Source organism: Leptospira borgpetersenii serovar Javanica (assembly GCF_003046425.1).
In the GTDB taxonomy this organism is placed as follows: domain Bacteria; phylum Spirochaetota; class Leptospiria; order Leptospirales; family Leptospiraceae; genus Leptospira; species Leptospira borgpetersenii.
In genome coordinates this window covers 145001-164614 of sequence record NZ_QAJG01000007.1, presented here as the reverse complement: position 1 = coordinate 164614, position 19614 = coordinate 145001, and the positions used below count along the sequence as shown (strand labels likewise).

Sequence of the window (19614 nt, the reverse complement as noted above, 5' to 3'; positions counted from 1 at the left end):
CCTTATCTTTTGATCGGAGGTAATTGGTCTCTGAACCAACTACCCAAAGAAGGAACGTTTCTGGATTGAATCCAAACCTTTCCTTTTCCTTTAAAGCGAGCAACAAATCCTTCTCCACCAAGAAAAAAAGACTTCCAACCGCCGAACTTAGTCATCTCGTAATGCAAACCCTCATCAAAAGCTACGATGTGGCCTGTATCAACAATCATTTCACCGTTCACGTTTAGTACGTCGATTCCTCCGTAACTTGAAATTAGAAGGGGACCATTTCCGGAAAGTTTCAGGAAGAACAAGGATTCACCGCTAATAAATCCTTTGAGTCCTTGAAACTTCGTATCCATTTCAATGTTTGTCGAGGAAGCAAGAAAAGAACTCGATTGAACATACACCGTCCCAGATAGTTCGATCTTGTCTACGTCTCCCGGAAGGGTAGGAGCAAGGAGTATCTCTTCGTTTCCGGAAGAAGCGGTAAACGTGTTCATCCAAAAAGATTCCCCGCCGAGAAACGCAGCCTTTAAACTTTTCAGAAATCCCCCTTGCTGCGCTTTATGAGTCTGGATCGTGATTCCGGAACTCATGGACATCATGGAACCGGATTCCGCCTTGATAGATTCTCCTGCGTTCAGGAGGATTTTTGCGAAGCTATAAGACGGTTTGCTGAGAATTTCAATATTCATAATATTCCTTTTTTTATACAGGGAGAAGACCAGTAAGCCAGGACAGAAAACCCGAAGGTACTCTTGTTTGGATCAAAACCTTTCCATGACCCGTAAATTCCATGACTAGTCCTTCTCCCCCAAAAAGAGTAGATTTCCAACTTCCACCCGCTTTTGTAATTTTATATTGAAGACTTTTATCGAATGCAACCACGTGTCCTGTATCGATTGTATAAGACCCTTGAACGTCAATTGGAAGAATGCCACCATATGCATTTAAAAATAATTTTCCGTTTCCTAGTATTTCCAAAAGAAAAATTCCTTCTCCTCCGAAAAAAGAACGTAGCCCTCCAAATTTAGACTTCATCGTGACGGTTTCATCAGATGCGAGATAAGCACCCGCTTCTACGATAAGTCCCGTATTTGTAAGATCGACTCCTACTACATCGCCCGGAAGTTCGGGAGCAAATCCGATCTCTGCTCCCTGGGCAGGAGCCTTAAATATGTTGAAAAAGAAAGACTCTCCTCCGAAAAATTTTCTGGAAATGGCAGAAAGAAATCCACTTCCCATTTTTGTTTCCACATCGACACCAGGAGTCATATAAACCATGGCACCTGCTTCTGCTTTGATCGTTTGTCCCGGTGACAGTTTTACTTTCAGAAAAGAATACGAAGGTTTGTGAATGATCTCGTAATTCATAGAAGCAGTAATGTAAAAAAATTGATTAGGAGCGTCAATCGGAAAAGTGCTTTCAGAACAGATCCATAATTTTTAGTTTAGAAGTAAGATATGGTTCAAAGAAGAATTTTGACTAAGAAATCTAATTTCGATTTAGAACTTACTAAGAACTTGTCCCAAAATCTCGGGATGTAGGAACTCTTACGAGAGTGTTCCAACGATAAAATCCATTAGAAAATTCATAAATCACCAATCTGCGGGAATTCCCGCACTCTATTACGAACTTATGAAATGATTGTGCTGATTTCTTTTAAGGTTTTTGGACAAGTTCTAAACAATTTTCACTTAAGGGATTAAGTTTTTGCTTTATACAGAAGTCTTCTTTGAATTCATAAAACCGATTCGTATCTTAAAAAGGTGTGGATGTATTGGATTCGTTCGATCTGTATCAACCGAACTAAAACGATATGAAAATCGATATTCTTTTTAACAATACTGAAATCCTCGATCCCGATAGTTTATAAAGTGAAGAAAATGTTTCACGCAATTTTTCAATAAACGTTTTGGTCTCCCAAAATATGGTGAAGGCACTTTTACCGTTTTTGAATACGAATACAAAGCTCGTCTTCTTAACGAGTAGAATGGATCGGGTTGGTCCAATTCTGAGGCGTGCTATGGTTACAGAACTTCCAAAACCGCTTAAACGCAATCGCTGTGAGTTTGGTTCTGGATTTCAGTCCTGAGGAATTTTCCATTCGGAAAGAGATTGGGAGGATTCCTACAATAATTAAAAGTGTACGAGGCCCTTATAGAACAAATTGAATCTTTGAATTTAAACAACTCAGGAAAGTTTTTTCATTAAAGTTGAAAACTTCTCTGGTAAAAGCAATGGGAACATAACCGTGGTTCTTGGGATACACAGTTGCAGAAAAGAGACAATAGGAATGAAATTGATTCCAAATTATGTCGGATTTGGCTTTAAATCTTGGTTTGGAAGTCTGAAAAAACCGATTTTAATAGATCTTTTGGCATAAAGTTTGCTTAATTCACTTAGGGAGAACGAGATTTCAAACCGGGAAAAGGTTTGGATTTTGTCTCTTAATGAATCTGAAAACGAACTTCAAGTCCATAACGACCGTCTTTTTGGTTGAGGGACGTAAAAATCAAATACTCAAAAAACTATGAAAGAAATCCTATATAGAAAATCCATACAAGATAGAGTTAGAATCAAAGGGATTGGGCTTCATTCCGGAAAGGAAGTGAACTTAACAGCTCATCCTGCCCCCTCTGGTACAGGAATCGTTTTTGAATATCGAAAAGGTTTAGAAAAGGCGTCGATTTCCGTTGAACTCAGTAATGTAGTTGATACCAGTAATGCAACTACCCTGGGAGATGGTCTTCATAGGATCCAAACCGTGGAACATCTATTGGCGGCAATTTACGCGCTCGGTCTAACGGATTTGATTTTGGAAATTGATGCTGCGGAAGTCCCGATTATGGATGGCTCCTCGCTTCCTTTCTTACAAGCACTTGAGTCGGCAGGAATTGTAAAATATCCAGAAATTATAGAGCCGATTTACGTTCAAAACCCTCTTTGGGTTGTAGACGGAGATAAGTATCTGGTTTTACTTCCCAGCGATAAACTCAAAGTAACCTACACGATCGACTTCAATCACCCCCTTCTGAAAGGCCAAAATATTACAATTTCCCTAGATAAAGAAACGATCAAGCAAGAGATTCTCCCAGCAAGAACCTTCGGCTTCTTAAAAGATGTAGAAGCCCTCCAAGCAAAAGGTCTTGCGATGGGCGGCTCTTTGGATAATGCAATTGTTTTAACCCAAGACGGATATCTGAACCAACAGCTTCGTTTTGAAAACGAGTGTGTTCGTCATAAAATTTTGGATCTTTTTGGAGACATATCTATCGCAGGTCGGCCGATTATTGGACATTATCTTGCATCTAAAGCAGGACATGCACTGGATATTTCCATGGCTAAACTTGTGATGAGCAGTGTTACCGGAGACGAAATCAGCAAATACAAAAGTCGAAGAATTCCGCTTTTCAAAAGAAAAGTGGCAGTTGTTTAAACTTTCCGATATTTTCGTTTCGATCGATATAAAAACTGAAACTTTATCTGTTGTAATTCTTACCTAGAAAAGAATTGTCAGATTCTTCTTTTGGGGAATTCTGTAGTCGAGTTGAAACTCGTTTTTAGAATGATCTCCTCCAAACGTATAGTTTTTCCAGGAATTACAGCTTTTCCGGGAAAACTATATGGTAAAGTCTTAAAAACCGGAAAAAAACGAAATACGATTCTCACCGGAACCTACATTCACGAATCCGAAAAAGAAGAAGAAATACAAAAGTTCTCTATCGCGTTGGAAGAAAGTCTTCAAAGTTTGCGGATTTTGATTGCCTCTCTTGAAACTTCCGGGCCGGATCAGAAAGAAATCCGGGAGATTTTAGAAACACAGGCTATGATTTGCTCCGATCCGAGTCTTGCCACCTCGGTTCGAAAAAGAATTTTAGAATTCGGAGAGAACGCGATTCTTGCCGTACAAAACGTAACTCACGAAATTTCCGAAAAGTTTAAAGCTATGGAGAATGAATTTTTCCGGGAAAGAGTGGATCATTTTCAAGACGTCTCAAATCGATTGATCGAGTTCCTTGCGGGTAAAAAGGAAGAGGATTCTTTTCTTTCCGGTTTAAAAGAGGATTTGATCTTGGTCGCAAGGGAACTTACTCCTTCTCAAATGATTCTGATGGATAAGACTCGTATCCGCGGAATTGCGACCGACTTAGGTGGGAAAACGGGACATATGGCAATTCTAGCGAGAAATTACGGGATTCCCACTATCGTAGGGTTAAAGGATTTTTCCACACATGTCAAAGATAACGAATTTATCTTTTTAGATGCGGAGTTGGGAAACGTAGTTCGTTTTCCGACTTTGGAAGAAGTTAAGTATTACGGATTTTCCTCTTCTTATCCCACGGAAGAAAGTGGAACTAAAAAAATTAGAGCCATAAGTAAAGATGGGATTCGTGTTCGAATCAAGTGTAATCTTGAAACCGAACTCGATTGCGAACAGGCAATCAAATTCGGAGCCGAAGGTGTGGGACTTTTTAGAAGTGAATCTTTATTTTTAAAATACCAAGACAGAAACGTTTCTGGCGAAGAACAGTTTCTCGCTTATAAAGCAATCGCAGAAGGGATGCAAGATAAACCGGTTATCATCCGCACCTTCGACATTGGGGCCGATAAGTTTTCAACGGGAGAACTCGAAGAAAATCCATTTTTAGGAAACCGAGGTATACGGTATTCACTTTCTCATTCGGAATGGTTCGCCGAACAACTAACGGCGATTTTACGAGCCTCTGCTTTCGGAAATGTTAGTATTTTGTTGCCGATGATTACCGGTCCCGGGGAAATCGTTCGCACTCGCGAACTTTTGGAAGAATGCAAACGCAAATTAAGCGTTAAAAAGGAAAAATACAATAAAAAAATCAAAATCGGTGCGATGATTGAAACTCCCGCTGCGGTTGCCGCTTTAGATCTGATCGCGCGAGAAGCGGATTTTTTTTCAGTGGGAACAAATGACCTACTTCAATACATAATGGCGGTGGATAGAAACAACATCCACGTTTCTTCTTTATACAATCCATATCATATCGCTTTTTTGAGAGCTTTGATCAAAATCGTGGAAGTTTCAAGAGATTACGACAAACCGCTCAGTCTCTGCGGAGAACTTGCATCAGATACAGACTTTACGATCTTTTTAATCGGAATTGGAATTAGAGAGCTATCCGTTTCAATCCCATTTTTAAACCCGATTCGAAAAATCGTCCGATCGATTTCTTTACACCAAGCAGGAATTTTAGTAAGAAAGATCTTAGAACTTTCCGAGGAAGAAAACTATGAAAGTATCGAAGCCTTCCTTTTCAGTAAGCACCTAAGTTAGCGTGAGTTCGACGTAGGGTGGAAAAAAGAGAAAAATCTTGTACTGAAAGTGCCATATCGCAATGTTAAACCGATCTTTCCGCAAAAAGGGACTAAATATGGATCTTGATATTTTGTGCAATAGATGGTTTTGTGTAGATAACAAAAAATAAACTCAAACCTACTAAGGGCCCGTCTCAAAACCTCGGAATGTAGAAACGAGAATCTGCAGAACTCCTACATTTATTACAGACTTACCAAGTGATTACAACTGATTCTTTTAAAATATAAACTCTTGATAGAAATAAAAAAAATCTGAATTTAGAGTTTTCACACAATCGCTTTTGCATTTGTTAATTAACGTTAAGTTAAGTATTTTCGATTTCCAAAATCAAAAATATGAAAGAATCCCACGTATTTTCCTTCTCTTGAAAGAAAACAGGTCCTATATTTTCTTTTTCTTTCTTCAGACAAAGGTAAGAATGTTTTTCCGTTCTCAAATAAAATTTTCCACAATTTCCGGAAAGTGTTTGGATGAGATTCTTTAGAAGTTTAGGAAGATTTTTGTCGTCTCCCGGAAGAGCGACTCCGGCGATCAGAATTTCCCGGTTTTCAAAACTTCCTTCAATCACAATTGCCTTCGGGCTCCATTCTTCGAACAATTCCTTTTCATACGTCCCAAGCACTGGGTTTAAAATCTCATGAATTTTGGAATTCATCTTCATCGGAAATTTTTTTCCGAACACTTTTGGGATAAATCCTTTGGTCTTGAAAAGATTCCAGTTTTCAAATCCGTTGATTTTGGAAAGTCCTAAAACAAATCCTGGATTAAGCCCTTGTAGAGTGATTGTACCTTTACAACGATCGGCAAGAATAGATCTCATACATAGAAAGCCGAGATTAAGTGGAGAAAATTCCCCCACTTTGGAAAAATCCCAAACCTCGTTTTCTCTGAGGGGTGAAAAATAGAGGTTGTCGAGGGCATATATATCTCTTTGTCCCAAAGGAGAAAATACGGAGAATTTCTGGGTTTGTTTTGGAGTGCCGGTCATACAAATTCTATCGGTACGACGTCAAATTCTCCGAAGAAATAAAAAAGCCGACCTTAAAAGGTCGGCTTTCAAAATCTAACAAAAATTAGAAAATTCTAATCCTGATTTGTAGAATAGATTTTCTTGATCTTGTCGTGGTATTTTTCAGTGATCACGTGACGTTTCATCTTCATCATATTGTTGAGTTCGTCGCCAACTTCAAAAGGTTTAGAGATTAGTATAAAAGGAGTCACCTGCTCGAATGATTTGAATCCGTTTTTGGTGTTGTTCAAAGCCTTAATCTCTTTTCTGTATAAATCGTAGACCCTCGGATTTTCGATTAATTTATCCTTATTCGTTTCGATGATTCCATTTTCTTGTGCCCACTCTTGGAGTTTTTCGAAATCCGGAACTACGATTGCACCTAAATTTTTCTGATCTTGTCCGATCACCATACATTGGCTGATGTAAGTGGACTCCTGAAGTTTATTTTCGATTGGCACTGGTTCTACGTTTTCTCCTCCAAGAAGAACTACCGTATCCTTAGCACGGCCGGTAAGAGTTAGGGTTTTCTTAAAATTGATCATTCCCATATCTCCAGTATTCATCCAACCATCGGTTATCGCTTTAGAAGTGGCCTCCTCGTTTTTGAAATAACCTTTCATGACTTGAGGCCCTTTGACGAAAACAACTCCTTTCAATCCTAGTTTTCCCTGAGTAATTTTTCCGTTTTCGTCCATCTCGGTCAACACCGCATTGTTGTCGCTACGGATCTGAAGTTTCGTTTTGGGAGCAATTACACCTACGGAACCGATGATGAGTTTTTCAAAAGTCCTTACGGAAATCACGGGAGAAGTTTCTGTCATGCCGTAACCTTCTAAAACGTTGATTCCAATGTTACCGAAAAATTCATCCACATGTCTGGGAAGGGCCCCCCCTCCGGATATAGACGCTTTTAATTGACCGCCCGTAGCTGCTCTAATCTTAGCAAGAACGATTTTGTCTAATGTAAAACTGTTTAGAAGAAGTGCTAAACCTGCTATGACGTAGAAAAAAGAAGTCAGATAATACAATTCGGTTCCCGCGAAATAAGCACCTAATCCACCTGCAAAAACGGTGAGAGTAAATGGTCCCGTTAAAAGGAACTGGATGAACATTAGAATTCCGTAAAAGAAAGACCAGATTGGATTTCTTCCTGTATAATCCACTTCGATTCCTTTCAAAAAACGGAGCGCTTGATTTTTCTTTCTGGAAAAGAAATACGCGAGTCTAAAAAGACCTCTGCGAAAGGCGGGAGTTTGAGCTGGATCGTTGATCCGAGTGTAAATTCCGTTGTAGATGTTTTCCCAAAGTCTAGGAGCGGAACCCATAAACGTAGGTTTTACAGTAGCCAAATCCTGACGAAGATCCCTTACATTCGTATAATAAGTAGCGGCTCCAAGTCCGATACAAACATATTCTACAACCCTTTCGAACACGTGCCAAATCGGAAGAATGGAAAGGAGGCGTGCTTCCGAATTAATATCCAACATAGGACTTACGTATTTTATTTGATGCATCATGTTGGAATGTTTCAACATTACACCTTTAGGAAGTCCGGTAGTTCCGGACGTATAAATTAACGTGAAAAGATCCTCCGAATCAATTGCGGAAACTCTCTCTTCCGCCTTTCGGGATCCGCCCGTCCGAAGTTTTTTACCTTTTTCAATTAGATCCTGCATCTTCAAGACGCCGGGAGAGGTGCTCGTTGAATCCATCATGATCAAAGTTTTTACGTTAGTCAGCTGAGATTTATTTCTGTTGAATTTTTCGAGCATCTTATCGTTTTCAATAAAAACAACTTCCACTTCCGAATGATTGAGGATATAAACAATTTCAGAATCAGTAATATCGGTTCCACGTGGAACATCCGCCGCACCCGTAAGAATCACCCCGTAATCCGCAATGATCCATTCGATCCGATTGTCAGCAAACAAACCTACTCTTTGTTTCTGCTGAACACCTAATTCAATCAAAGCTTCCGCAAGTTGAATTCCTTGCTCGTACAATTGAGAATACGTCATTGGGTAGTAATTCTTTTTAGAATCCTTGGAAAAAAAAGCCGGTAGGTCCCGATATTTTTCCGCGGATTCGCGAAACAGTTGTGCTAAATTTTCCGCCATTAAACTAATTTAACTCCTGGTATCTTTCGTTATTACAACTTAGGGATTCCGACAAAGATCCTGTTGATAAGGATTCAAAAGTAAATAGGGAACCTAAGAAAGAAACCTTTTTTTCAAAATGCTTTCCGGGAGATTCTATTTTATTTACTTTGTTATGTAATGCTATGGTGCAGAAAACCAATTCGAAAAATTTGCTCTGAGTTTTGGATAATCTTTCTCTCGGACGCCGTACTGAATTTTCAATAAAACTCCAGATGGACTAAAGACAATCAAGGCGGGTTGTCCTTCCACTTTATACTGATTGATGAAAGTAAAATCCCGGTCCACAAAGAACGGGTACGTTATCCCGAATTCCTTTACGGCTTTCAAATGTTCTTCTTTAGAAAGCTCCGGCTCAGTGTTGATTCCCAAAAGAACACCGTTTTTTCCTTGTAGATCCTTAGAAAGTTTTTCTAAAACAGGAACTGCGTCCTTACAAGGCTCACACCAAGAAGCCCAAACGTCTAAAAGTAAGACTTTTCCTTTGTATTCCTTAAGAGAGACCGGGCGTCCGTCCAAGTCGTATAAGGAAAGTTGATAGAGAATTGATTCTTCCTTGGTAAAACTACAAGAGAATCCCAGAAAAAAAATGAATAATAAAATCGGACGAAAATTCCACATGATCCCCCATCCTATTAAAAAACTGATTAAAAACTGACCTGAATCCTGAAAAGAAATTAGCTCCAATCATTCCACAAGTTCGTAATAAAATATAGGAATTTCTGCATTTTCGTTAACTCAAGCTTCGCTTCTCCTATGTTTCTTGTGTCAAGCCCGAGTTCTGATACCCAAACTCTGTCGAGCGCCAATAGAAGTGAACGCGCTTTCGTTTCCTCCACCAGCCTCTTAACTCCATCGAATCAAGAATATCACATAAGGAAAAAATCTTTTCAATACAATCGTTCTCTTCAAATTAGGATTACTCCAGTGAATCCAATTTTTTACAATTATTTCTCAGACCATGAAGAGTTTCTATCTTATCTGAAGAACGATCGATTTTGTGGTTCGGGATTGATTTCCACACCTATGCAAAAAGAACCCTATTTTTTGGAAACGGATCGAAAGGCAAAATTGGAATTGAAACAAAGTCGACTATTAATTCTACTCGAGGGAAAAGAAAGTTCGAAATCCCTTTCAATTCCTTTAAACCCAACCGAAACAAATTCAAAAGAAAGACGTAAGCTGGAATTTTGCCCGGATTATCTTCACTTTGAGAATGGAGAAGAAGAATTTTCCGTAAAACTTCAGCCCTTAGATCGGAAAAGAATCCATCTCCAGGTCGATTCTAAAATCGGTTTGGAATTTTCAGGAACCCTTGCTCGACTTAACGGCTGGAAAAAATGGTTTTTAGGTTTATCGTAAAATCAACTGTAGCAATAGGTTTTACAGTGGATCTTGAATTTCGTGGGAGTTTCTACATTTTCCTTCAACGAGTTTCAAGCGGATTTTTTGATTTCAAAACTTCTCGAATTTGATCCGAGACCGTTTTTGCTGCGGTGCTTCGATAGAATTTTCGAATGTCCACTTTCTCACCGGAATACGGTTTTTTAGAAAAATTCAAAAGCGCCAGAGTCCAAAGTTTTTCTTCGAGTTTTAAATACTGAATTTTATTCCCACCGATTTCTCGAAAAACCGAAAGATCCGTGACGATTGCAGGCTTTTGAAGACTCAATGCCTCCAAAAGTGGAATCCCGAATCCTTCATACAAAGAAGAAAATAAAAACAAAGCACACTTCTCGTACATATGAGCAAGCTCCACATCGGTCGGACTTTCAATCCAAATGATGCCCAAAGCCCTACTTTCCGGACTTCGAAGGGTTTCAATAAATTTAGGATCTTCCCAACCGGCCTTCCCGCCGATAACCCAGGAAAATTTTTGATTAAATTTTACAGATTTTGAATATTCAACATAAGCATTATACAAAAATTGATAATTCTTTCTGGGTTCGACGGTCGAAACCGAAAGGAAAAATTTCTTAGGAAGGGAACTTATTCTGTTGCCCGGTCTCTTTTTGAGCAGTCCTTTGAATTCAGAAAGTTCGATTCCGGGATAAACGACTTTCATCTTTTCAAAAGGAATATGAAAGAATTCGGCTACTTCGTTTCGTGTGGATTCGGAAATAGGAAGTAGTTTGTCCGCACGTTTGACGGAACGAGCGAGGTAAAATTTTTGTTGGATTCTCGCGAGGGTTCTCATCGTGCCTGGAAAACGATACGCAACCAGATCGTTGTACGTCAAAATGGTTGCGGTTTTTCTAGAAAGAAAAGGGGGAATTACCTGTTGAGTTCCCCAGAAAAGATCAAGTCGCATTTTGCTCAACTGCAACGGAAGAGCGACCGCAAAGTAAAGTCCTCCCTTTTTGGAAAAAAAGCCTTCTCCTTTGACAAAACGAATTCCGGGAAGATCCAAAAGGTTTACGTAACTCGGATGAATATCTTTGTGGGAGAAAAGATAGAACTCGAAGCTTACATCCTTCCCTAAATCAAACAAAACGCCGTGAATCATCTTGCCCACACCGGAAACAGGAGTGGAGAAAGGTCTGGCATCTACACCGATTTTAATCGTATGAATTATATTTTCAGAATATTCTTTTTTTTTCATGATTTTACTAAAAAAATTAATCCCAGTCTTTTAGGCCCGATTGAAAATGCGATTTCGAACTTTCCCAGACCTGTATGAGAGACGGGGTATGTCCCGCCACAAGTCCATCCCCTCTTCCGCCCACCGTTTGAAACTTATAAGGTTTGCCGGATCGAATTTCCAAGTCAGAACCTCCCGAGGCATTTACAAGGGCGATTCCCGCGCAGATATCCCAATCATTTTTGGGCTTTAGAGAGATCGAAAGGGACGCTTTTCCCGCCGCTACCAAACCGAGCTTATATGCGATCGAACCCATTGATGAAAACTCCCAACCGACAGGAATCATAGAGGAAAAGAAAAGTCCTTCTTTTTCTTCGGTTCTAGAAATGAGAACTTTGTTTGTAGGTTTAGAATTGTTTAATGTTTTCGTAAAATTCCTGGATTCAATAGAGAACGAATTTGGAATTTCTTCCAACTTTTGATAAACGATGCCTAAGTTTTCCATTCCATAGATCAATTCGCGGGTAACTGGATTGAAAATGATTCCGAGGATCGCTTTGCCTTTGACGGAAAGCCCTAAACTGATCGCAAATTCTGGATTTTTATGCACGAATTCGCGGGTCCCGTCGATCGGATCCAAAATCCAAGCCGCGACAAATTTGGAGATATCCTTTTTTTCCAAATCTTCTTCGGAAAGAATCGGAATATTCGAAAAATGTAAATTTCTGGAAATATGAGCCCCGGCTTTTAGATCTGCCTCGGTGACGGGATCGTTTTTTCCCTTATCTTTAACCTTAAAATCCGAATTATAGATCTCTAATACGATTTTGCCCGCTTCCAAAACGGAGTTTACGGCGGGCTGAAGATACTGAATCGAATCCAAAAAAGAGAATTACTTTCCGCCCGGATTAGCGGTATTTTCCTTATGAGGGTCGTCTAAATTTTCGGGACGAAGATAAAACACTTCGTTTTCAGGAGTTTGGAGATATATTTCGGGATCCATTTTGAAGCTATAAAAGAAAAGATATTTTTTGAATTTTACATAAACCGTATACGTTCCTTTTTGAGGTTCGTAAAGCATCGTATCTGCATTCAGATCCTTAGTGATTTCTTTGTATTCAAGATATCTATGGTGGAGCGTATATTTTACTGCAGAAAGAAGATTCCTTTCCAGAGTCGCTTTTTTCATTGCGTCGGAAAGCTTCACGTTTTTATTAAATTCTTCTACTTTGTTGAATTCTTCCACAACACCTTGCGATTTTCCCGCTTGAAGGCCGACAAAGGTTATGAGATGTAAAAGAGCGATTGCGAATATTTTCTTCATCTGGTTTCCTATCTCCGATACTAATATCGGATTTTAGAATGGGCAAACTTAGTCCCTTCCTTATAATTTCTCGAGTGGGGTATAGGCAACAAAAAAGTTTTTCTCAACGTTTCCGAAACGAATGGAAACTTTCGTATTTTTTTCTTTTCCCGAAATCGTCTGAATTGTCCCGATTCCGAATTGTTTGTGTCTTACCCGGTCTCCCGGCTTTAGATAGAGATTAGTAGGATCGGGTGTAGATGAAAAGGCGCTATTAAATTTTTCTTCGATTCGCCTAGTCTTAGAAGCCAAAGGTGCCCCCTGGGGTCTTCTCGCAGTATGTTCCCGGCTTACACGTTCTACGAAACATTCTTCAGGGATTTCCGACAGAAATCGAGAGGGAATTCTGTCCTCCACCTTACCAAACTTTCTGGAAGTCCTACAATAACTTAGAAACAATTGTTCCCGGGCACGCGTAAGAGCGACGTAAAAAAGTCTTCTTTCTTCTTCGTCTCCAAAGTGAGAATCTTCCAAACTCATACTGTGAGGGAATGTACCTTCTTCCAAACCTGAAAGAAAGACGATCTTAAATTCCAGACCTTTTGCATTGTGTACCGTCATAAGATTCACATAATCGGTAAGTTCTTTTGATTCTTCTTCACTTGTTATTAAGCTGATCTGATTCAAATATTCTTCCAAGGAAGGAGAATCGGAATTTTTTTCGTATTCCTCGATCGAATTAACAAGTTCCTGAAGGTTTTCTAAACGGGCAATCGATTCTTCCGTACCTTCGTCCCTTAAATGGGAAACGAGACCGGAACGATTCAAAAGTTCTAATGCGATTTCGGAAGGGGAAGAATTCTTTTCAGCCTTTTCTATCAGATCGCTGAATAAACTATAGAGTTCCTTCCCTTTGGATTTCGCCGCTTTTTTGAGAGGAATATCTTCTTGGCCCAAGGCTTCCAAAAGAGAAATTCCTTTTTCCAGAGAAAATTCACGGATTTTACCAATTCCGGAATCGCCGATTCCTCTCGGAGGATAGTTTACGATTCGAAGAAGTGAAACGCTGTCGAGTGGGTTGGAAACCACACTCAGATAAGCGATAAAATCCTTGATTTCCGCCCTGTCAAAAAATCGGAAACCCCCGAAGATTTTATACGGAATTCCTAAATTCCGAAGCGCTTCCTCAAAATATCTGGACTGAGAATTTGTTCTGTAGAATATTGCAATATTCTTATATTCCGTTCCGTAAGAATACGCGGAACGGATCCTGGTGATTACTCCGTGAGCTTCCTCGGATTCGTTTTCAAATTCGTTTAACACAACTGGAGAACCTTTGGGATTATTCGTAAATATTTCTTTTTGTTTTCTCTGAGTGTTGTTCGAAATCACTTTTGAAGCAGCAAGGATGATATTCGATGAAGAACGATAATTTTCTTCTAATTTTATGACCGTGGATTCGGGGAAGTCCTTTTCGAAATTCAGAATGTTTCCGATGTCGGCTCCTCTCCAGGAATAAATGGATTGGTCGTCGTCGCCAACAACACAAAGGTTTCTTTTTTCACCTGCAAGAAGAAGTACTAACTGGTATTGTACTTTGTTTGTATCCTGATATTCGTCTACCATTACGTATTCCCATTTATGACGATATTTGGCGATTGCATCCGGGGATTTTTGAAAGAGCTGCACCGTTTTCCAAATGAGATCTCCGAAATCGAAAGCACGGTTCGCATCTTTTCTTTTTTCGTATTCTTTATAAATTGCGGATACAGTTTTGGAAAAATCGGTGCGTCCTTCCTTTTCCAAATAAGTTTCGGGAGATAACATCTTATCTTTCAAACCGCTGATATAATTTCCGAGCATAGACGGTTTGTAGAATTTAGGATCCAAGGAAAGGTCTTTTACGACCTGTTTGAGAAGGGACTCTTGGAGGGTCGTATCGTAAACGGTAAACGCGCTGTCAAATCCAAAAAAAAACGCTTCTCTCCTTAAGATATAAAGACAAAGAGAATGGAATGTTTTAATTTGAAGATTTGCCGGAAGGAAAGGGACTAAGTTTTTTACTCGTTCGACCATCTCAGCGGCGGCCTTATTAGTGAAGGTTAACGCGCAGATTCGATCAATTCCGTGATTGACTAAAAGGTTTGCGATTCTATGTGTGATGACCCTGGTTTTACCTGAGCCTGCGCCCGCTAAGATGAGTACTGGGCCGGTTATCTGTAAAACGGCTTTTTTTTGTTCTTCGTTCAGACCTATAAGGAAAGAAGAGGTCAAAATCTATAATCTCCGATTCCGAACACAAACTGAAATGCATTGTCGGATTCAAATTTCGTAAAGGGATGATCCGGAACTCCCGAATACTTCAATTTCTGAGCGAAATAAATTCGAAGAGGAAGAACCGGAATCTGAATCCTGAGACCGATTCCCCAGGAAAACCGGAATTTATCCAAAGCGATATTACTTCCGGAAAGTACCAGGTTGGCAGGATTGTTAAGTTCTTCGTAAGTATAATCCGCTTTCCGAAGGGCGTTCAGATTGTAGTAATTTGAAAGGGCGTATCCGATGGGATCCTTTAACTGAGCTTCTCTGACTCTTTGATCGTAAGTTGTAAACAGATCCCTTCTCACCCCAGTCGCTCGATTGACTTCCTCATACAAGGCTCCTGCGTCGAAAAAGGCGACTAACCAGAGTAAGGTGGGTTCGATCGGAAAACGAAGTTCGGAGCTAAAAAGCATCCTGGTTGCAGCACCGTCCCTCCATTCGGTAGGATATTTTGCGTCGTTATAAAACCAACCGCGAAGGGACTCGTAACCGCCTAAGAACTGTAAGTCTTGCAATTGAATGTATGGCCTTTGAATCGGATCCTGTTTACCGTAATATGGAACCCTTTGGTATGTAAAAAGAGAGGAACTTCTAAATTCTTGCACGACTCTCCATCGTTTAAGTGCGTTGTTTCTAAAGAGTCCGAAAAAACTATAATCAAACCAAGTATGATAATATTCCGCAAGAACCCTATATTGATCGAAATGAGATTGACCGCCTAATGCCTGCCCGACGTTGTCCATCTGAAAAAGCAAATCGTAACCCTGCGTAGGGTTGAAAACATTATCTCGAATGTCGTACGCGATTCCATTCGAAATCTGAGAACGAAACTGCCAGCCCCTACGGACCTCCGCAAGAACTTGATCCGACACAAGAGAAGACGGATTTGTGGAAGCGTAGATACTTGGGGAATATCTATGAAAATGAGTCCAGTTGATAAAAATCCTGTGGCCGATTCCGACGGTAAAACCGACCCCATCCCTAGAATAAATAGCCTGTTCCTTGATGGACTGTTGGTTATTATTCTCCGTAATTGAGACGGCACCTACGTTGTAAATCCTAGAAGAATAAAAAAGAGAAAGAGAAAGAGACCAAGGTTTATTATAAAGCCAAGGTTCCGTCCAAGTTATCTGAAAGAGCCTTCGGAAAGGACCGAACTCAAGACGTCCGGAAATTTTTTGCCCGGTTCCGTTTAGGTTATTTTCACCGACCTCGGTAAAAATGGAGAATCCGGTGATTGTACCGTAACCGCCACCCATGGAAACTGTTCCCGTAGGTTGTTCAAGAACTTCGATAATAAGATTCATCTTCGTCTGGTCCGAACCCGGTCTCATGTTAAAGTTTACTTCTTTGAAGTAGCCCAGGTTATAAATCCTTTCTCGGGAACGATTGACTAGAATGGAGTTGAACAGATCCCCTTGTTTGAAAAGAAGTTCCCTTCGAATTACACGATCCTGGGTTTTTTTATTTCCTTTGATAATGACATTTTCCACATAGGCGAGATTGTTTTCTCGGATATTAAAATCCACATGAACGAATTTTTTGCCGTGTAACTCAGGTTTGGTGTTGTAGAGTTGCCTCAATCGTTTGATATGAAGTTGAGAATATTCGTTTTCACAGATTTTTCTTTCTTCCTTGGATTTACGGCTGTAACAATTTTCATAATATTCTAAATTTTCGCGATCAAGAGAAACCACTTTTCTACGGGGAATCACCTGTGCAAAGAGATAACCTTTCGAGCTGTACATTTCGTTCACGGTTCCACGGTCCCGCATAAAACGAGTTTCATCAAAAATTGCTCCGACCTCTCCGTCGCTGTAATCCAAACTTCTTTCGATTTCTTTGGGAGAAAAAAGAGGTTTCAATTCGTCCTTTGCAGTTTCGGGAGGATTCTTCTCTTTATTCAAAAAAAGGGGCCTGCCCTCTCCATCTAAGGACATGTCATGGTTTACAGTATAGCCGTTGAAGAAATAAATCTGGCCCTCGGAAATTTTTACGTTTACGATGATAACTCTTCTATCTTTTTTTTCCGGGTTTTCCCAATGGATTTCCCAATTGGTTCCTTCCCGAATCAATTCAGCATCAAGATAACCTCTACTTTTGAGATAAGCGACGATGGTATCCTTATCTTTTTCAAAGGAGGATTCCTTAAAATTACCACCTTCGAAAACGCCCTCTTCTTTCATTTCCATAACAGAAAGAATTTCCGAGGTCTCGATGGATTCGTTGCCGTAAACGTTGATTTTGGAGACAGGAATTTCTTCCCCTTCGTCGATAACAAAACGAACTCGAACCAGATTTGTCTTCGCATCCGGCTTTCCCAATTCCACTTTTACGTAAGCGAGAAAAAATCCTTCGTCTCTGTATTTCTGAAGAATCAAATCTCTCGACTTAGTGATCTTTTGGGGTGTGATTACTTCATTATCTTTGAGAGGGAGTTTGTCTCTCAAATCCGCCGGAAAAACTTCGTCCGCACCGACAAACTCTATTTCTTTTACTCGTGGTCTTTCTTTAAGATCGAAAATGATACGAATTCCATCCGAAACTTCTTCTGCTTGAATATCGACGAAATAAAAAAAGCCGGAGTTGAAAAGATTCTTTAGGTCCCGATCGAGAATTTTTTTGGTAAGAGTTTTACCGATTTTTATTTCGATCATCGATTCGAGATCACTATCGGGAGTATTTTTATTTCCTTTGAATTTAACTTCTTTGATAACTTTTCCCAAAAAGTCGTTTCGTTTGGAAAAAATTTGAGTTAGTTCACCTGAATAGAATAAAAGTCCTAAAAGAATCACAAGCACAGATCCTTTTAAAGTTGGGGATAATATTCGTTTCAAAGTAAAAACTAAAGCCACCTAGATATTTGCAACTAGAACCAAAACCGTCCAAAATCGGAATTTATTTTTCTCCGGAACCAGTTTGTCTTACCATCGCTAGGTTAAACTTACTTACTCCTGCCTCATTTACTTTATCAATTACCTTAATCACGGTCTGATAACTTGCAGTTCCGTCTCCTCGGATGATAACCCGATTTTTGCCTGGTTCCCTTTTCTCCAAAGGACCAAGGAAGACATTGATTTTTTCCGTCAGCTTTTCCAATGGAACCGGATCGGTATCCTTGTCTAAGAAAATCTTACCGTCTTTATTGACCGTAATCACAAGTTCGTCTTTTTTCTTTTCTTGGGCGGTTGAAGAAGACCGAGGAAGTTCGATTTTCATGACCGTCGATTTTTCCAAAGTTGCATTCATCAAAAAATAAATAACGATAAAAGAAATCACATCGATCAAAGGAGCTAATTCGATTTGCCCTGTTCTACTTGCGGAAGATCGAAACTTTCTGAACTTCATATTTATTTCAAATATTTAAGAGCTTGACCGGAAAGATTTTCCATTTCGGCAATCGTATCTTCTTTTTTCTTTTGAAAGTAGTTATAGGCAACATAGGCAGGGATCGCAATTGCAAGTCCCATCGCGGTTGTAATCAAAGCTTCACTGATCCCTACTTCAGCTCCTCTTGTCCCTGAACCTTCTTCGAAGGAACGAATGATCCCAAGTACTGTCCCAAGAACACCAAGAAGAGGAGAAATTGTCGCAATAGTCCCGAGTCCGGAAAGAAATCTTTCCATTTTGAGAATTTGTGCAAAACCTGCAGAGAGCATTTCTTCTTCCGCCGCCTCTAAATTTTTAAGCGAAGATTCAATACCTGCTTGAAGAACGAGAACAGAGGGGCCGTTGTTCATGCCTTTGAGATAATCGATCGCTGTATTCCAATTTTTTTGGCGAAATAATTCTTTGAGAGAACGCCAGTCATCGAGAGCAATCGGTTTCCACTTAGAAAAATAGATCAATCTTTCAATAATGATCGTAAAACCGATGATGGAAACTAAAACAATAACAATCGGTACAGACTCCGGAGGAATTGCAGAAATTAGAGAATCGGATTTGGCTAAAAACATTTTCAGTAAAATTCTCCCATGAGTAGAGTTTAAAACTCTACTGTAGCTGCCAAACAGTTTTCTAATTCGCGTATCTCCTTTTTGTAGGATTCGAAATTGGGAAATCTGTATCTTAAACCGCTTGTTTCTTCAACAACTCTTTAGCGTGTTCTAGAGCGCCTTTTGACACTTTTTGACCTGAGATCATTCTTGCAAGTTCCAAAGTCCTCTCTTCTAAACTCAAAAATTCCGTCTTCGAAAACGTACGTCCTCCCTCTACCGACTTCGTAACTTTTAGATGATCGTTTGCTGCAGATGCGATCTGTTGTAAGTGTGTGATCAAAATCAATTGGTGATTTTCCGCCAGATTTCTGAGTTTTCGAGCCACATCCATTGCAATTTCTCCGCCTAAACCGGAATCAATTTCGTCAAAGATCAAAACCCGTAAATTGGCCTGCCTACCCAAAATAGAGCGAATTGCAAGCATTACTCGAGACACCTCTCCGCCAGAGGCGATCTTACGAAGTGGTCTTGGTTTTTCACCCGGATTCGGACTGAAATAAAATTCGAGTTGATCCAGTCCCGATTCGTTTACAATATAACTTTTACCTGAAGCTGATACTTCTCCTTCCGGACTCGGTTCCCAGCGAAGTACGACTTGAACTGCCGCCCCTGGCATTCCGAGCTGCTCCAATTCGGACTTGAGGGAAGATTCGAAACGAATGAGAGACTCCCTTCTCGCTTTGGAAAGTTGAATCGAAAGAGAAGCAAGTCTAGAAGTCACCTTCTCGATTTCGACTTGCATCGATTCCTTATTCTTGGAATTTTCTTCCATCGCTTCCAATTCCTGTTCTGCTTTACTTTTGCAATCCAGAATCGCAGCCAAATCGGAACCATATTTTTTTTTCATTTTAGAAATCAGATCCAAACGAGATTGGACGAATTGAAGCCTATCCGGAGAAAAGAAAA

General features: G+C 39.9%; 16 protein-coding genes (1 of these 16 running past the window's edge). 3 read left to right on the top strand and 13 right to left on the bottom strand.

Annotated elements, in window-relative coordinates:
- Nucleotides 1-2: 2 nt before the first annotated feature.
- On the bottom strand, nucleotides 3-677 hold the full coding sequence (locus CLV95_RS07760) for a TIGR00266 family protein (protein ID WP_002735768.1): 675 nt from the start codon (nucleotides 675-677) through the stop codon (nucleotides 3-5).
- Between the two features lie 13 nt (nucleotides 678-690).
- A complete protein-coding gene (locus CLV95_RS07755; RefSeq protein ID WP_002735702.1) occupies nucleotides 691-1356 on the bottom strand; it encodes a TIGR00266 family protein in 666 nt (221 codons plus the stop codon).
- 1160 nt (nucleotides 1357-2516) lie between these two features.
- Here CLV95_RS07755 and lpxC point away from each other — a divergent pair.
- Entirely contained in the window at nucleotides 2517-3422 is a 906-nt protein-coding gene (lpxC, locus tag CLV95_RS07745) for a UDP-3-O-acyl-N-acetylglucosamine deacetylase (protein WP_107694912.1), read from the top strand.
- Nucleotides 3423-3551: 129 nt separating this feature from the next.
- Nucleotides 3552-5294, top strand: a complete 1743-nt coding sequence (gene ptsP / locus CLV95_RS07740) for a phosphoenolpyruvate--protein phosphotransferase (RefSeq protein WP_042717559.1) — start codon at nucleotides 3552-3554, stop codon at nucleotides 5292-5294.
- Nucleotides 5295-5640: 346 nt separating this feature from the next.
- On the opposite strand, the gene CLV95_RS07735 is transcribed toward ptsP, so the two are convergent.
- The 3 genes from CLV95_RS07735 to CLV95_RS07725 all read right to left on the bottom strand — a co-directional run bounded on the left by CLV95_RS07735 (nucleotide 5641) and on the right by CLV95_RS07725 (nucleotide 9125).
- Nucleotides 5641-6324, bottom strand: a complete 684-nt coding sequence (locus CLV95_RS07735) for an LIC11631 family protein (protein ID WP_002735792.1) — start codon at nucleotides 6322-6324, stop codon at nucleotides 5641-5643.
- A gap of 95 nt (nucleotides 6325-6419) precedes the next feature.
- Nucleotides 6420-8465, bottom strand: coding sequence for an AMP-dependent synthetase/ligase (locus CLV95_RS07730; protein ID WP_002735790.1), 2046 nt, complete (start codon nucleotides 8463-8465; stop codon nucleotides 6420-6422).
- A 162-nt stretch (nucleotides 8466-8627) separates the two neighbouring features.
- Nucleotides 8628-9125 carry a TlpA disulfide reductase family protein gene (locus CLV95_RS07725; protein WP_002728379.1) on the bottom strand — a complete coding sequence of 166 codons (498 nt, stop codon included), beginning with the start codon at nucleotides 9123-9125 and terminating at the stop codon, nucleotides 8628-8630.
- A gap of 306 nt (nucleotides 9126-9431) precedes the next feature.
- Here CLV95_RS07725 and CLV95_RS07720 point away from each other — a divergent pair, with 306 nt between their 5' ends.
- Nucleotides 9432-9866, top strand: coding sequence for a hypothetical protein (locus CLV95_RS07720; RefSeq protein ID WP_002728545.1), 435 nt, complete (start codon nucleotides 9432-9434; stop codon nucleotides 9864-9866).
- Nucleotides 9867-9930: 64 nt separating this feature from the next.
- Here CLV95_RS07720 and CLV95_RS07715 read toward each other — a convergent pair whose 3' ends face one another.
- From CLV95_RS07715 to recN, 8 genes are all read right to left on the bottom strand, one after another.
- The gene (locus CLV95_RS07715) at nucleotides 9931-11106 is read right to left on the bottom strand and encodes a glycosyltransferase family 4 protein (RefSeq protein ID WP_002728415.1); all 1176 of its coding nucleotides are present in this window, start codon (nucleotides 11104-11106) and stop codon (nucleotides 9931-9933) included.
- 16 nt (nucleotides 11107-11122) lie between these two features.
- On the bottom strand, nucleotides 11123-11968 hold the full coding sequence (locus CLV95_RS07710) for a 3'(2'),5'-bisphosphate nucleotidase CysQ (protein ID WP_002728452.1): 846 nt from the start codon (nucleotides 11966-11968) through the stop codon (nucleotides 11123-11125).
- Between the two features lie 9 nt (nucleotides 11969-11977).
- Nucleotides 11978-12409, bottom strand: coding sequence for an LIC11625 family surface-exposed protein (locus CLV95_RS07705; RefSeq protein ID WP_002728456.1), 432 nt, complete (start codon nucleotides 12407-12409; stop codon nucleotides 11978-11980).
- A gap of 60 nt (nucleotides 12410-12469) precedes the next feature.
- Nucleotides 12470-14662, bottom strand: a complete 2193-nt coding sequence (locus CLV95_RS07700) for an ATP-dependent helicase (protein ID WP_002735755.1) — start codon at nucleotides 14660-14662, stop codon at nucleotides 12470-12472.
- Nucleotides 14659-17547 carry a BamA/OMP85 family outer membrane protein gene (locus CLV95_RS07695; RefSeq protein WP_476737667.1) on the bottom strand — a complete coding sequence of 963 codons (2889 nt, stop codon included), beginning with the start codon at nucleotides 17545-17547 and terminating at the stop codon, nucleotides 14659-14661. Before CLV95_RS07695 ends, CLV95_RS07700 begins: the two co-directional genes overlap by 4 nt.
- Nucleotides 17548-17608: 61 nt before the next feature.
- Nucleotides 17609-18058, bottom strand: a complete 450-nt coding sequence (locus CLV95_RS07690; protein WP_002728497.1) for an ExbD/TolR family protein — start codon at nucleotides 18056-18058, stop codon at nucleotides 17609-17611.
- A gap of 2 nt (nucleotides 18059-18060) precedes the next feature.
- Nucleotides 18061-18666, bottom strand: coding sequence for a MotA/TolQ/ExbB proton channel family protein (locus tag CLV95_RS07685; RefSeq protein WP_002728539.1), 606 nt, complete (start codon nucleotides 18664-18666; stop codon nucleotides 18061-18063).
- A 112-nt stretch (nucleotides 18667-18778) separates the two neighbouring features.
- Nucleotides 18779-19614, bottom strand: the 3' end of a protein-coding gene (recN, locus tag CLV95_RS07680) for a DNA repair protein RecN (protein ID WP_002735745.1). It continues 871 nt past the right edge of the window; only the last 836 of its 1707 coding nucleotides appear in the window; its start codon lies off the right edge, out of view; it ends in the stop codon at nucleotides 18779-18781.